This window comes from Eubacteriales bacterium, from assembly GCA_041390245.1.
GTDB lineage: Bacteria > Bacillota > Clostridia > Christensenellales > JAWKQI01 > JAWKQI01.
The window spans coordinates 328129-342389 of sequence record JAWKQI010000001.1 but is presented as its reverse complement, the minus strand read 5'-3'; the positions used below and the strand labels follow the sequence as shown (position 1 = coordinate 342389).

Genomic DNA, 14261 nt, shown 5'->3' with positions numbered 1-14261 from the left:
AGAAGAGATGATTAAAAACACACCAAGAAGAGTATTTTTAGACGAGAAGAGCCTTCCAAAACAATGGTACAACATTGCGGCAGATATGCCGAACAAAATCCACCCTTATTTAAGCCCGGTAACTAAACAACCAGCGCAGCCAAGTGATTTATCTGCGATTTTTCCAATGGCACTCATCGAACAGGAGATGTCTACGGAACGTTTTATTGATATACCGGAAGAACTGCAGGAGATGTATAAGGTCTTTAGGCCGTCTCCGCTTGTTAGGGCAAAAGATTTAGAAAAAGCGCTTGATACGCCGGCACGTATATATTTTAAATACGAAGGTGCAAATACATCGGGAAGCCATAAGTTAAATACTGCTATGGCGCAAGCTTATTACAATAAAAAAGAAGGAATAAAAAAACTGACTACGGAAACAGGTGCAGGCCAGTGGGGTTCTGCGCTGTCCATTGCATGTGCTAAGTTAGGCATGGAATGTACTGTATTCATGGTTAGAGTTTCTTATGACCAAAAACCATATAGAAAGATACTCATGAGAACATACGGGGCAGATATCTATTCAAGCCCAAGCAATGTTACTGAAGTTGGCAAAGCCATTTTAGCAAAAGACCCTGATTGCAGCGGAAGTTTAGCTATAGCTATAAGCGAAGCTGTTGAAGTTGCTGCAAAGAACAGCGACACAAACTATTCATTAGGAAGCGTTTTAAACCATGTAATACTGCATCAGACAATAATAGGTCAGGAAGCTAAAAAGCAGTTTGAGGTAATGGATGATTATCCAGATATCATAATCGGATGCAACGGTGGCGGATCTAACTTTGGCGGTATTGCATATCCTTTCATGATGGATAAGTTAAGAGATAACAAAGAAATAGAATTTATAGCAATAGAGCCAACAGCTTGCCCAAAACTCACAAAAGGCGTCTTTGCATATGACTACGGCGATATGTCTATGTTCACACCGCTCATGAAAACATATACCTTAGGGCATGAGTATATGCCAGACGGTATACACGCGGGCGGCCTTAGGTATCACGGAGATTCTCCGTTATTAGGCCAGCTTTATCATGACAAGTTAATAAAGGCGGAAGCTAAGGATCAGGTAGACGTATTCGACTCTGCTATACTTTTTGCAAGAACAGAAGGAATACTTCCGGCACCTGAATCTGCACATGCAATAGCAAGTGTAATAGCACATGCTAAGGAGCTAAAAGAAAGAGGCGAGGCTAAGACAATATTGTTTAACTTAAGCGGCCACGGCGATTTCGATTTGGCGGCATATGAAGAGTATATGGCAGGCAAACTTAAGAAAATCAACTACACAGATGAGCAGTTGCATTCCGGGCTTAGTTCTATACCTAAACTTTAAGAAAATTATAATAAAATAAAAATGGCAGGAAGAGAACTTTCTGCCATTTTTAATGGTATAATATTTTACCGGTTTCGGGTTTTTTCCTTAAAAAAATATATTTTTATTACTATACATATAATGACAAATAAGTTATTATAATCGCAAGGGGAAATTTTTAAAGGAAAGATATTATCAAATATCTTGATGGGAAGGGAAATGCCGAAAAAAATTAAACCTGAGAAATTTTTAACTACTTTGGTAATTTTATTTTTCTTTATCGCTGTAGTTTTGGTTTTATTTGAACTTAACAGTGAAGGAACTTTGGCCACTCTTGGGCAGGATTTAACAAACGATACGCAGGATACTGTAAATACAACTGATGATGCTGAAAGTAACGTAGGAGAGTTGTTTAGAGGCCTTTGCATCGTTGTAGATGCAGGGCATGGCGGGTTTGATTCCGGTGCTATCGGCACATTTACAGGTGCAAAAGAAGCTGATATCAATTTAGCAGTTAGTAAAAACTTAAAGGGTATACTTGAAAGTGCCGGAGCGACAGTTGTTATGACCAGGGATACAGACGAAGCACTTGGTACCACTAAAGATAGTGATATGCAGGCAAGAGGAGTGATAGTATGCCAGGGAGAAGTAGACTTTATGCTAAGTATACATATGAACAAATATGTAGATTCAAGCGTAGGCGGCCCGCAGGTATTTTCATATCCGGGGTCGGAAGTGTCAAAAGAGCTTGCAGAGGCTTTACAGGATAGATTAAACGAGCTATCCGAACATAAACCAAGGGTTGCAAAAGAGGAAAACTTTTATATACTAAGAGCGGGCAACTCACCTGCAGTATTAGTAGAGTGCGGTTTTTTATCTAACGAGGAGGATGACGAACTCCTTTCAACAGACAGTTATCAGCAGGAAGTAGCCAGGACTATTTTTAATGGCCTTAAGGATTTTTTGGAGGAACAAAACTAAAAAATAGCTTTAATAAAGGTAATATGCAAAATAATTTTGATGAAAAATTTAATATTTCGCTTTTACCGTTAAAAGAGCAGGAAGCAAGTCAGTTAAATGCAATAGAGTTAGCCTATTTGGGCGACACTGTCTATGATTTGTACGTACGCTCTTTTTTAGTGAAAAACGATTTGGGAGTAATATCCGCCATTCATCAAAAAGCAGCGGATATAGTAAATGCCAGAGCACAGAACAAAAGTTTTAAGCAAGTATTTGAAATACTGACAGAACAGGAAAAAGAAGTATTTACACGCGGGAGAAACGCAAAATCAAGCGTGCCCAAAAACATGACGGTCAACGACTACCGGCATGCGACAGGATTTGAGACTTTGATAGGCTATTTATATATAACAGGTAAAAAAAGCAGGCTGGATGAACTGTTTAAGATAATATTGAGCGATTTTTTTAAGGAGTGAAAAAAGTGGGACAAGTTAAAAGTAGGGTGTATCTTCTTACTCATACGCCGAATCCGGAAGAGGCAATAGCACTTTGCGCTAAATTATGCTATTCAGATGCGGAGATAAAAGAGATAGCTAATGGTATTTCAGCGGATAAATGCGCGGGCTTTATAAAAACGCTTATAAAGATGAACCATTTGGCGCCGATAGAACATGCTTCTTTTACATTTGGCATAGAAGGGGTTTCAAGGGCTCTTTTAGCACAGATAACGCGGCACCGCTTGGCCAGCTTTTGTGTGAAATCCCAGCGGTATGTGGGGGCGAAAAACGAGCAGGGGGTTTTTGCATACGTAGTTCCGCCTTCTATTGAGGCGCTTGGGGAAGAGGCAGTTTTAAAATTTAACAGCCAGATGAATACCTTGCAAGGCTGGTATAACGAGTGGGTAGATGCGCTTGGAAATGCAGGTGAGAAGTCTAATGAAGATGCCAGGTTCGTATTGCCAAATGCCTGCGAGACCAAGATAATAGTCACCATGAATGCGAGGGAGCTTTTACATTTCTTTGAGTTAAGGTGCTGTTTCAGGGCGCAATGGGAGATAAGGGAAGTTGCCTGGGAGATGTTTAGGCTTGTATACAAAGTTGCTCCTAACATATTTTCATTAGGCGGCCCTTCATGTATAAACCATACTTGCAACGAGGGAAAGATGAGCTGCGGCAGATCAGCAGAATCAAAGAAACGTTTTTGGGAGATGACAAATGGACAGTGATGATATAATATATGGAAGGAATACCGTAAGAGAAGCGGTAAAAAGCGGCCGAAGTATCGACAAGGTAATAATTGCCGAAGGTACTACGGACGGATCAATAAAAGAGATAGAAGGACTTGCACGGGATAGAAAAATAGTAGTAATAAAAAAAGACAAAAGGTATTTAGACGAAATTTGTATGCCGTTCGGACGAAATAATATAACGGCTAACCATCAGGGTGTAGCGGCATTCGTAAGCGCGCTTGAATATGCAGAAGTTGAAGATATAATTTCAGCAGCACAAGATAAAGATTCTTCGCTTATAATACTGCTTGACGGAGTTACCGATATAAACAATGTAGGTGCTATAATAAGAAGTGCCGAGTGTCTTGGGGCGGATGGCATAATTATGGCAAAGCGCCGCAGTGCCCCTTTAAACAGTGCGGCCAATAAGGCTTCCTGCGGGGCGCTTGAATATGTAAAAGTCGCAAGGGTTTCAAATATTTCGCAGGCGCTTGATAAATTAAAGCAGGCAGGTTACTGGACAGCTGCAGCGGTTATGGACGGGCAGGACGTTTTAAAAACAGACCTAAGCGGCAAGATAGCATTGGTTATCGGAGATGAGGGCGAGGGAATAAGCCCGCTTGTCTCTAAAAACTGTGATTATAAAGTAAGTATTGAACTTATGGGAAAGATAGAATCGCTTAATGCCTCGGCAGCGGCAGCGGTTTTGATGTTTGAGAAGAGAAGGCAGGATAAAACAAAAAATTTGACTTAATATAGTCGAAAATAATATAATATATAAATAGTTTCTTAAAAGGAGCGAATAATTTTTGCCAAATGAATATATAAACAAGCCGGCCGGATCACCTGAAAATGGCGTTAAACTTGATAAAAAGGCCTATCTTCTTGGTTATAAACTTATGAAAGATGAAGACGTAGCATTTTTGGCAAATGATGGGGACGGATTGGCGCTTGAATATCTGCTTAATAAGTATAAGAATTTTGCAAAGGCAAAGGCAAAGTCTTATTTCATTATTGGAGCAGACAAAGAAGATATAGTACAGGAAGGTATGATCGGGCTATATAAGGCTATCCGCGACTTTAAAGAAGGTAAACAGTGCTGTTTCAGGGCATTCGCAGAGCTTTGCATAACCCGTCAGATAATAACTGCTATTAAATCGGCTACTCGGCAAAAACATATATTTTTAAATTCATATGTGTCTTTAAGCAAGCCGGTTTACGATGAAGAGTCTGATAAGACCTTAATGGATCTGATACCTACTGCAAGGGCGCAGGACCCTGAAGAGATCTTTATAGATAAAGAGAATTTTGACCATATGGAAGTCAAGATAGATGGGATGCTCTCCCCGCTTGAAAAGAGGGTTTTGGCATGTTATCTAGAAGGTAAAAGCTATATAGAGATATCTAGTGAACTTGGCAAATCTATAAAGTCTGTTGACAATGCGCTCCAAAGGATTAAAGCGAAATTAGAAAAGTTTTTATAAAGGAGTAGAGAAAAAATATGGATGAGGCAGCGGCAGCCGCAACAAATGAAGTTGGCTTTGACACAACATTTTGGATGCTTATTATCATCGTAATCGGTGTTTATTTGCTGGTAATCGGTGTAAAAGGCCATAAAAAAGTAGAGGAAAATTATCCTGAAAAAATAAGGGAACAAGCTTCCAAAACTGCTAGGAAGTTTTATTTGATATTGGGGATTGATATGATAGTCTTCGCTGGGTTAGAGTTCTTACTTGGTGGAATAGCTCTTTATGCCCTGGCTATATCGGCTCCCCTAATAATGATAATATATGTAATAGTATCGTTTAAAAAATACGGGAAAGCAATACGGGAGAATGAAGACAAACACTGGAAAGGTAGATTTTAAAAAATCATGAAAAAGGCGACTATGTTTTTAGCATCAGTGGTTTTCTCTGTTTCTCTGATACTTGCAATTTTGTTGACGGCTATAGACATTTTTGCCGTTAATGAGGGATTTTATAAAACTCAATATCAAAGATTAGACCGTGCAGAGGCGATAGGCATTTCGGAAGAAGAATTAGACGAAGTCACCTCTGTACTTTTAGGTTACACAAAAGGCGAAAGAGACGACATGGATATAACGGCGAGTATTAACGGCGTTTCAAGGGAAGTATTTAACGACCGTGAAAAAAGCCATATGGAAGACGTTCGCTATCTTTATTTAAGTGCAATGATAGTTAGAAATATCGCTGTTATAATTTCATCAGTCCTACTGCTTTTGTTGATAATTTCAAAAAGGCATATATGGACAGCATACTTCATTAGAAAATCTATGATTATGTTTTTTATAATTTTGGCGTTGTTTCTAGGCATAGGAGCTTATGCCGCAATAGATTTTGACTCTTTTTGGATAATGTTTCATAAGATATTCTTTGTAAACGACTTATGGCTTTTAGACCCTTCAACGGACATACTTATTTTAATGGTACCAAGCGCATTCTTTGAAAGCCTGGTCACAGTCATACTGGCAACTTTTGGTGCGGGATACATTTTGTCATTGCTAATTATGTATATAAGCTATAAGAGCCTTAAAAAAAGAGGTTATGCATGATTAAAGATACTTCTTTAAATATTTTGGCGATAGAGACGTCTTGTGATGAAACAGCAGCCGCAGTAGTTAAAGGCGGAAGGGAAGTCTTATCGAATGCTGTTTATACCCAGGCGATGACACACAGGCTTTTCGGCGGGGTTGTTCCTGAGATAGCATCTAGGAAGCATATAGACAAGCTGCCTTATGTAGTTTCAGATGCTGTTAGTGAATCTGGTCTTGTCATAGATGAGATAGATGCTTTTGCAGTCACTGTCGGGCCGGGCCTAGTAGGAGCTTTGTTAACAGGGGTATCTTATGCCAAGGCACTTGCCTACGCGTACAAAAAGCCGCTTGTAAAAGTCAATCATATAGAAGGGCATATTTGTTCTAACTATATATCTTCAAAGGATTTAACACCGCCGTTTATCTGCCTCATAGTGTCCGGCGGCCATACTAACATAATAAAAGTATCGGATTATGGGGAGTATGAGCCTTTAGGGGGAAACAAGGGACGATGCGGCAGGCGAGGCTTTCGACAAGATAGCAAGGGTTTTAGGGCTTAATTATCCCGGAGGGCCGGAGCTTGAAAAGCTGGCTCAAAGCGGCAGTATAACATACGACTTTCCACAGGGATTTAAAGGCCAGAAACATTTGGATTTTAGCTTCAGCGGCCTTAAAACCGCAGTCATAAACGAAATCAACAAAGCTTCGATGAAAAAAGAAGACATAAGTTTTCCTAACATTGCGGCGTCTTTTCAAAAAGCAGTTGTAGATGTGCTTTTAAAAAATACGTTTTTAGCAGCGAAAAAGCTAAAGATCGATAAAATTGCCATTGCAGGCGGCGTATCCGCTAACGGAGCGCTCAGGCAAGCATTTATTCAAAAAGCTCAAAAAGAAGGCATTAAACTTTTTTTGCCAGACATAAAATACTCAACAGATAACGCAGCAATGATAGCTTCGGCAGGATATTTCAGATATTTAAAAGGGGATTTTTGTTCTCTAGACCAAAATGCATATCCGGTGCTTGATATATTTTAAATACTTTTGTAAAGGAGTTTTAATATGAAAAACAAGGCTGAGCTAGTATTTGGTATTATATTTTGCGTAGTGTCTATAGCCCTTGCTCTTATAGGCGCTATGTTAGATCTTATAATGTTTATCACCGGAATGGTTCTCCTTCTAGTAAGTGGCAGTATCCTTACGCATTGGAGCACACTTAATTATAATTGGGTGTGCGATGAATGCGGTGAAAACGTAGACTTAACATTTAAACAGCGTATTTCAAAAATAAACGGTAATGCAAAAAACAAAAAGATGTATTGCCCTAACTGCCAGAAAGAAACAAAATTCAGCAAGTGTAAAAAGAAATCAGATAAATAAAGGCGCTTCATTAATGAGGCGTTTTTATGTTTTATAAGGGCGGCTAGACTATAAATTATTATTGATTTTAGCTATTTTGGCAAAAATAATAATAATAATAAAAACTTAAAGTTATTGATTTTAAATTGTTTAGTAAAGGTTTCGTAAAATTTTTCTCCCAATCTTATAACAAATATGTTATAATTATTAAAAATTTTCTTAGCACTATGTTAACGAAAGAAGGCTTTAAAACTATGAGCAAACACATACTTGTAGTAGATGATGAACCATCTATAGTAAAAGGGCTTAGGTTTAATTTAGAACAGCAGGAGGGCTACATCGTATCTGAAGCGCATGATGGGCAAGAAGCGCTTGATAATTTTTTTAGAGGTAAGTTCGATATGGTATTACTCGATTTAATGCTGCCTAAGATAGACGGTATGGAAGTATGCCAGAAAATAAGGAGCAATTCTGATGTTCCGATAATAATGTTGACAGCTAAGGACTCCGATATCGATAAACTGACAGGTCTCGAATTTGGGGCAGACGATTATATGACAAAGCCCTTTAACATGCTTGAATTAAAGGCCAGGATAAAGGCGATATTCCGCCGCTCAGAAGGCGCTTATAAACACGAAGATAACGATGTAATAAAAGTACTCGATATAGTAGTTAATGCAAACACGAGGACTGTTGAAATAGCAGGCGAGAATGTGGAACTAACGGCAAAGGAATTCGACTTACTACATTTGATGATAACTAACCGTGGCAAAGTTTTCAGCCGCGAGGATTTACTTAACACGGTTTGGAAAAACGATTACGACGGTGACTTAAGAACTGTAGATGTCCATGTACGCCGGTTAAGGAAAAAAATAGAAAAAAATCCGGCGGAACCGGAGTATGTCCTTACTAAATGGGGAGTTGGATACTATTTTACAGTTAAGTAATAAAATGTTCTCCATCAAATGGAGATTTGTATTAATATTTTTGATAGTGGCGGCTGTAGCTTTTGCAGCCGTTGCATATTCTGTTATAAAAATGTCAGAAGACTACCTTTTATCCCAGAGAGTGGAAGAGAGCTTGGAAGAGGCCAGCGGCGCTGCAGTCAGTGTCGTTTCTACTGTAATTTCAGACGATTCAGATGGTATGTACAATTTAGTTTTGACCCGTGCGAAAAATACGGGCGGAAGGTATCTGATTGTAAACAAGGCAGGAACCGTAATTGCTGATTCTCAGTCTAAATTAAACGGGCAGATACTTTATTTAGATGAAGTGGAAAAGGTACTTAGCAACGGCGAAGTAAATGCGTATTCGTATCATAATATAGATGGGGAATGGGCAGTTTACTATGTAAATGAGATTACGGATGAAGGCTCCCTTATCGGAGCAATGGTATATCAATCCAGTATTCAGACGCTTATCAATTCTATGAACGATTTAACTGTAAAAATAATTGTTATTTCTATAGCATGCTGTTTGATAGTCATAGTACTAAGCATAATAACTTCGGATTATATAACGCGCCCTATTATAAAGTTGAAAAAAGCGGCGATAGATATATCGACAGGGAACTTTAACCAGCGTGTCAAAGTCTCCGGAAGGGATGAAATAGCAGAGCTTGCTCAGGCTTTTAATGAGATGACAAAGCGCTTAGAAGATATAGATATAACGAGGAGCGAATTTGTTTCAAACGCTTCGCATGAGTTAAGGACGCCGCTGTCTTCTATAAAGATATTGGTCGAATCACTTATATATCAACAAGACGTTCCCAAAGAGACATATGATGAGTTTTTAACAGATATAAACAAGGAGATAGACAGATTAAATAATATAATAAGCGACTTGCTTAATATAATGAAGCTGGAGGGGGAGGAAGTCCTCGTCTGCAAAGAAAACGTATCGTTAAAGGACATACTTTTAGATACAATGAATCTCTTAAAACCCCTTGCAGACCAGCAAAGGATCCATATTACTCTGGATGCAGACGAAGATGTGCTTATTGAATGTGACCCGCTTAAGATACATCAGGCGGTAAATAACTTGGCGGATAACGCAATAAAGTATACGAACACTGGTGGACTTATAACCATCCGGCTTAAAAGATTAAACGATTTTGCGGTTATTGAAGTGGAGGATACAGGAGTTGGCATCAGCCAGGAGGACATGCAGTTAATATTTGAAAGGTTCTATAGAGTAGACAAAGCCCGTTCGAGGAAGACGGGAGGGACAGGCCTTGGCCTATATATTGCAAAAAAGATAGCAATAATGCACGGCGGCTCGCTTGATGTAGTAAGCGAAGAAGGAAAGGGCTCTGCCTTCATACTTTCAATACCAGTAAAACATACAAAAATCAAAAGTAAGGCGGAAGAGGAAGCCAGTAAAGCTAAGAATGTGGTTAAAGGCAAGGTTTTTAAAAGAAAAAGCCTGAGGATTAAAAAATGAAAAAAATATTGGCTTGGTACATTTTAATAGCGTTTTTATTAACTGTCTTTACTGCGTGTAGCCAGGTTAAGGAGAGCATACGCCCAAGCAACGAGATAACTCTGCCAAAAATAAATGAGGAAATAGCAGCTAAAAGCAGCATTGTGTCTAAACAGGTGGAATTAAAACTTTATTTTTTAAGTTTAAGCCAGACAAGTTTGGTAACCGAAAATAGAACGGTTACCTTGTCACAAGATGAAAACGTGGCTAAACGTACAGTATCTGAGCTTATTTTGGGAAGTAAGGAGTATGGGCACACACAGATAGATGTGCAGGGTGTATCGGTGCAGGACGTGCTCGTTAACAAAGATATAGCAAGCGTATATTTAACAGCAGGATCGATACCGGAAAACGAAAAAAGGTACTATTTTGAGTGCACGATTGTAAATACACTTATTAACCTCCTTGATGTAACGTATGTAAACGTATTTTGGAATGGGCGGATAGAGGAAGAAAATATATTCGGGTTAAGGGCTGTTTCAAAAGACAATATTGCACAGGAGTATATAGAAAAAAGCAGTTTAAAGGCAGACAGCACTGATACGGCAACAGAGGAGAATGTAGCCGTATATTTTGCATCGTCTGACTATAGCTTGTACCTGCCTGAGGTAAAAAACATATCTGTTGAGAATAAAGATTATATAACCACATTATTTGATGCTCTGCAAGAAGGTTCAAACGAAAAAAATAGCCGTGCAGACGTATTCTCAGATGATATAAAGCTTTTGACTTATAGTATAGATGATTTACAGGGCGAAAACATAGTAACGCTTATTTTAGACAAAATGCCGTTATTCTTTAACTATCAAGACAGCGACTCCATAAACGCATTTTATGCTAGTTTAGTACTTACACTTACTGCAAATATACCAAAGATCGACGGTATGCGTATCATCTCTACACAAGGGCAGTTTGAAAGCGAAATTATAAAAGCTAAGGACTTTATTTCATCTCACGGCAGCGAAATAACCGTCTTTTTGCAAAAGGCGGGAGAGGATGAGCTCGTTCCGGTTAAAAGGATCATTAATACTAATAGGCTATATGATATAAAATCACGCATTGAGGAACTTTTAAAAGGCCCGGCAACAGGTGAAGCTCAAAGCGTGCTGCCAGTATTTCCGAGTGGAGTCAGTGAAGAGGATATTTTAGATGCCTACGTAGTCGATGATATAGCTTATATATCTTTAAGCCAGAATTTTTACGACAGGGTAAGCGAAATGTCTGACCAAAACGGTAGGCTGCTTATTTTTAGCATAATAGGCACTGCCGCACAAACAGGTATTGAAAAAGTCCGGTTCTTGATTGAAGGAAAATCAGTTTCAAATACAGTGGCAACCATTAATTTATCTAATTCACTGCTTGAAAACCCCGGACTGATATCAGGTGATTAAATATTTATTATATATGGATATTTACATTAAAACTTTTGATAAAACTGTTTAAAGAAATAATTCTAAGCGCACTTATTAGAGCGGATTTTTCGTTTTTCAAAAGTGCGTTTTTTAAATTATCAAGTTTATTTTTATCTATTAGTAAAAGAGTCCTTTCATCTATGTCATTTAGCATGAGCGACAATTTTTGGGAGACCGGAGTCATGTCGGTCTTTATATCTAACATATTCTTATCAGGCTTTTTAAACTCCAGCCGTAAATCTGAAGAAGCATTTTTTATTATATTTGAAATATGCCCGGTAAGAAGCGGTGTTATAAGTTTCACTTTTTGGCTTAAAGCTATTTTTTCTGCTTTTGATCCGCTGATTAAAAACGCATCTTTTAACTTCAGATCTGTTTCATTTAAGAGTATTTCTCTTAGAACATTTTCCTGCGTAAGCAAAATCAAATTATCAAACGTCTTTTTCTCATAAGCCGCCATTATATCTTCATCGAGCTTAGAAATGCTCGTTACCAGAGGATATTCGGAGTTTTTTATTAGGCCGAGCATGGCAATGTCCCTAAAATTAAGCACGGGAGTTTCCGCGATATTAACCACCTCATCTATGAGAAAAGGCAGCATATCCGGCGAAAAATCATCATTAAAAAACTGTTTTTTATCTATAGGAGCTTTAAAGCGTTTGTCTTGGCAAAGCGAGTTTAAAAGCTCGTCGCATGTGTCACCTAAGTAAAGGGGCCTAAAAAATTCAAAATGGCTTACCTTTTCTCTAAGAGAGGTATCGGCTGCATTTATGAAGATGTCTTTAAAACTCTTTTGATCGGAGCTTTTGACATTGTGTATGTAAGGCTCAAAGCTATGCAGATAAAACCCAAGCGGTGAATATATAGCACATTCACCCGCACCCAAACTGTATATGTCGCTGAACGGAGTCAAGTTGGGTGAAGGAGCAAAAAGTGCAGGCAAATTTTGCTTCTTTATATCGGGCTTAAAGCCGGAAGACAAAAGCACGCCTATTTCTGATGAAAAGTATATAGCCTTGTCTTTCAACGTGAAATAAAGCGGCCGTTGGCAAAAAGTATCCCGGGCTAAAAAAAGCCTCTGGTATGTATCTTCATATACGGCGAAGGCATAGTAGCCGTTTAATTTTTTAAGGCAGTCGTATCCCCATTCTATGTATGCGCAAAGCGCAAGTTCAGCAGGGTTAGAGCTGTTTATCATGTGCCCGCGTTCAATAAGTTCAGATTTTATCTGAGTTGAGTTGAGTATCACCCCGTCAAAAACGACACAATAAAGTTCACCGCAAAGCGTTTTAAAGAACGGTTGACCTATATTGAAAATGTTGTCGCTTCTGGCAAAAGAAGCGCAAAGACACGCATTGTTTATGCAGTAAATTCCGCTGCCGCTCACATCGTCTATACGGTTATTGAAACTGTTTAACATATTGACCGCTTTATCGTTGCGGAAGTTTTTTGCACCAAAGTCAAGCATGCCTGCAATGCCACCCATGATAATCCCCCCGTTAGCCTTTTATGTAATAATATATGCTAAAATAAACAAAAGGGTACGCTATATAAACCTAAGAAATTTGTTTTATAAGCTAAAACTCGTTGTTTTTTATAAGACCTTTATATATAATAAAAATAAGAAAAAATTTCAATAGATTGGGGCGTTTAGATATGGAATGTTTTAACAAAATGGATAAGACGGGTAAAATCTGTCTTGCAGGAGTTATGGCAGCATTAGTATTTGTAGTCACGTGGCTGGTTCGTATTCCGGTTCCACTGCCGACTTTAACTGGAGCCTATATAAACATAGGAGATTGTGTAATAATCATTTCTTCCTATATGTTAGGTGGAGTATTCGGGGCATGTGTGGCCGGTATTGGCAGTGCACTAGCAGATATACTTGCCGGAGCGTCACAATATATAATAGCTACATTGATAATCAAAGCACTGATGGCATTTGTGTTTGCGCTGATAGCTAGGCGCGGAAAATTCGGTATGTATGTGTTTGCCGCAGTTATTGCAGAATTGATAATGGTAGCCGGATATGGCATTTATGAGTATTTTATGTTTGGATGGGCAGTCGCTATTGCCTCTTTCCCATATAATATGGTACAGTTTGCCGGCAATTTAGTAGTCTCTCTGCCGCTTTATAAGGCAGTTAAATACTTATGCAAACTTCCGTTTTTAATGAAGGTATAATATGAATTTTACAGTTATAGGAAAATATGGCCCGTTTCCTCCGGAGGGCGGGGCATGTTCTTGTTATTTGCTTGAATTTTCGGATAAAAAGATAGTACTTGATATGGGGGCTGGGTCCTTCTCAAGACTTATGCATTTCGTAGATGTGTTTGATATAGACGCCATATTCTTATCGCATCTTCATTTTGACCATATGTCAGACATACCTGTATTTGGATATGCAGTTAACGCGATCAATAAAAAATTAGGGCAGGATAAAAAAATCAAGCTTTTTACCCCGAAAGAACCTTCAAATATATTTAAACTGTTTTCGCGTGAAGCTTTCGACATAGAAACTATCAATGAAAATTTAAAGGTTAAACTCGGAAAAGCAGAAATAACCTTTTTAAAGATGACGCATCCGTTCCCGTCGTATGCGATAAAAGTTGACGACGGTGAAAAAATATTTGCCTATTCAGGAGATACAAGTTTAAATGATAAACTGGCCGGCTTTATTAAAGGCGCCTCAGTAGCGCTGCTGGATGCCAACTTTAAACATAAGGACAAGCCGCAAAACACGGTTCATATGACGATAACAGAAGCCGCGATGGTCGCTAAGCAAGCAAACGTCAAAAAACTTATTCTGACGCATCAGAGCGCTTTTAATTCCTCCAGGGAAGTACTGAATGAAGCTATCAAAGTGTTTTTAAAAAGCCAAACAGCACAGGAAATGAAAAGCATAGTTATTTAGGTAAA

Annotated in this window: 15 protein-coding genes and 1 pseudogene; 15 read left to right on the top strand and 1 reads right to left on the bottom strand. The window is 38.6% G+C overall.

Translation table 11 applies throughout. The features are described from left to right. Positions 1 to 7 precede the first annotated feature (7 nt). The 13 genes and pseudogenes from R2876_01735 (at position 8) to R2876_01675 (ending at position 11321) form a co-directional block, all read left to right on the top strand. Positions 8 to 1372, top strand: coding sequence for a TrpB-like pyridoxal phosphate-dependent enzyme (locus R2876_01735; GenBank protein ID MEZ4357341.1), 1365 nt, complete (start codon positions 8 to 10; stop codon positions 1370 to 1372). Between the two features lie 198 nt (positions 1373 to 1570). Beyond that, positions 1571 to 2332 (top strand): N-acetylmuramoyl-L-alanine amidase, encoded by a 762-nt coding sequence (locus R2876_01730; protein ID MEZ4357340.1) that lies wholly within the window; start codon positions 1571 to 1573, stop codon positions 2330 to 2332. A gap of 23 nt (positions 2333 to 2355) precedes the next feature. Continuing rightward, positions 2356 to 2787 carry a ribonuclease III domain-containing protein gene (locus tag R2876_01725; protein ID MEZ4357339.1) on the top strand — a complete coding sequence of 144 codons (432 nt, stop codon included), beginning with the start codon at positions 2356 to 2358 and terminating at the stop codon, positions 2785 to 2787. A gap of 5 nt (positions 2788 to 2792) precedes the next feature. Continuing rightward, the gene (gene thyX / locus R2876_01720; GenBank protein ID MEZ4357338.1) at positions 2793 to 3536 is read left to right on the top strand and encodes an FAD-dependent thymidylate synthase; all 744 of its coding nucleotides are present in this window, start codon (positions 2793 to 2795) and stop codon (positions 3534 to 3536) included. Beyond that, complete coding sequence (rlmB, locus tag R2876_01715; protein ID MEZ4357337.1) at positions 3526 to 4293, top strand: 23S rRNA (guanosine(2251)-2'-O)-methyltransferase RlmB; 768 nt, start codon at positions 3526 to 3528, stop codon at positions 4291 to 4293. The genes thyX and rlmB overlap by 11 nt, the downstream gene beginning before the upstream one ends. Before the next feature lie 55 nt (positions 4294 to 4348). Beyond that, positions 4349 to 5023, top strand: a complete 675-nt coding sequence (sigH, locus tag R2876_01710; protein MEZ4357336.1) for an RNA polymerase sporulation sigma factor SigH — start codon at positions 4349 to 4351, stop codon at positions 5021 to 5023. Between the two features lie 17 nt (positions 5024 to 5040). Beyond that, positions 5041 to 5406 carry a hypothetical protein gene (locus R2876_01705; GenBank protein MEZ4357335.1) on the top strand — a complete coding sequence of 122 codons (366 nt, stop codon included), beginning with the start codon at positions 5041 to 5043 and terminating at the stop codon, positions 5404 to 5406. A gap of 6 nt (positions 5407 to 5412) precedes the next feature. Further along, positions 5413 to 6111, top strand: a complete 699-nt coding sequence (locus R2876_01700; protein ID MEZ4357334.1) for a TIGR01906 family membrane protein — start codon at positions 5413 to 5415, stop codon at positions 6109 to 6111. Beyond that, a pseudogene (gene tsaD, locus R2876_01695) lies at positions 6108 to 7128 on the top strand (tRNA (adenosine(37)-N6)-threonylcarbamoyltransferase complex transferase subunit TsaD). The gene R2876_01700 and the pseudogene tsaD overlap by 4 nt, the downstream one beginning before the upstream one ends. Before the next feature lie 24 nt (positions 7129 to 7152). Further along, entirely contained in the window at positions 7153 to 7470 is a 318-nt protein-coding gene (locus R2876_01690) for a hypothetical protein (GenBank protein ID MEZ4357333.1), read from the top strand. Between the two features lie 233 nt (positions 7471 to 7703). Then, complete coding sequence (locus R2876_01685) at positions 7704 to 8396, top strand: response regulator transcription factor (protein ID MEZ4357332.1); 693 nt, start codon at positions 7704 to 7706, stop codon at positions 8394 to 8396. Continuing rightward, a complete protein-coding gene (locus tag R2876_01680; GenBank protein MEZ4357331.1) occupies positions 8350 to 9891 on the top strand; it encodes an ATP-binding protein in 1542 nt (513 codons plus the stop codon). Before R2876_01685 ends, R2876_01680 begins: the two co-directional genes overlap by 47 nt. Next, complete coding sequence (locus R2876_01675; protein ID MEZ4357330.1) at positions 9888 to 11321, top strand: GerMN domain-containing protein; 1434 nt, start codon at positions 9888 to 9890, stop codon at positions 11319 to 11321. The genes R2876_01680 and R2876_01675 overlap by 4 nt, the downstream gene beginning before the upstream one ends. A 7-nt stretch (positions 11322 to 11328) precedes the next feature. Here the strand turns inward: R2876_01675 and R2876_01670 are convergent, their stop codons facing one another. After that, a complete protein-coding gene (locus R2876_01670; protein MEZ4357329.1) occupies positions 11329 to 12828 on the bottom strand; it encodes a hypothetical protein in 1500 nt (499 codons plus the stop codon). A gap of 170 nt (positions 12829 to 12998) precedes the next feature. Between R2876_01670 and R2876_01665 the strand changes: the two genes are divergently transcribed. Both R2876_01665 and R2876_01660 read left to right on the top strand, forming a co-directional pair. Then, positions 12999 to 13526 (top strand): ECF transporter S component, encoded by a 528-nt coding sequence (locus R2876_01665; GenBank protein MEZ4357328.1) that lies wholly within the window; start codon positions 12999 to 13001, stop codon positions 13524 to 13526. A gap of 1 nt (position 13527) precedes the next feature. After that, a complete protein-coding gene (locus R2876_01660; protein MEZ4357327.1) occupies positions 13528 to 14256 on the top strand; it encodes an MBL fold metallo-hydrolase in 729 nt (242 codons plus the stop codon). Positions 14257 to 14261 lie beyond the last annotated feature (5 nt).

Coding starts and splice junctions, on each gene's coding strand:
- R2876_01735 (MEZ4357341.1), top strand. CDS start 8: ATGATTAAAAACACACCAAGAAGAGTATTTTTAGACGAGAAGAGCCTT.
- R2876_01730 (MEZ4357340.1), top strand. CDS start 1,571: ATGCCGAAAAAAATTAAACCTGAGAAATTTTTAACTACTTTGGTAATT.
- R2876_01725 (MEZ4357339.1), top strand. CDS start 2,356: ATGCAAAATAATTTTGATGAAAAATTTAATATTTCGCTTTTACCGTTA.
- rlmB (MEZ4357337.1), top strand. CDS start 3,526: ATGGACAGTGATGATATAATATATGGAAGGAATACCGTAAGAGAAGCG.
- R2876_01705 (MEZ4357335.1), top strand. CDS start 5,041: ATGGATGAGGCAGCGGCAGCCGCAACAAATGAAGTTGGCTTTGACACA.
- R2876_01700 (MEZ4357334.1), top strand. CDS start 5,413: ATGAAAAAGGCGACTATGTTTTTAGCATCAGTGGTTTTCTCTGTTTCT.
- R2876_01690 (MEZ4357333.1), top strand. CDS start 7,153: ATGAAAAACAAGGCTGAGCTAGTATTTGGTATTATATTTTGCGTAGTG.
- R2876_01685 (MEZ4357332.1), top strand. CDS start 7,704: ATGAGCAAACACATACTTGTAGTAGATGATGAACCATCTATAGTAAAA.
- R2876_01680 (MEZ4357331.1), top strand. CDS start 8,350: ATGTCCTTACTAAATGGGGAGTTGGATACTATTTTACAGTTAAGTAAT.
- R2876_01675 (MEZ4357330.1), top strand. CDS start 9,888: ATGAAAAAAATATTGGCTTGGTACATTTTAATAGCGTTTTTATTAACT.
- R2876_01670 (MEZ4357329.1), bottom strand. CDS start 12,828: ATGGGTGGCATTGCAGGCATGCTTGACTTTGGTGCAAAAAACTTCCGC.
- R2876_01665 (MEZ4357328.1), top strand. CDS start 12,999: ATGGAATGTTTTAACAAAATGGATAAGACGGGTAAAATCTGTCTTGCA.
- R2876_01660 (MEZ4357327.1), top strand. CDS start 13,528: ATGAATTTTACAGTTATAGGAAAATATGGCCCGTTTCCTCCGGAGGGC.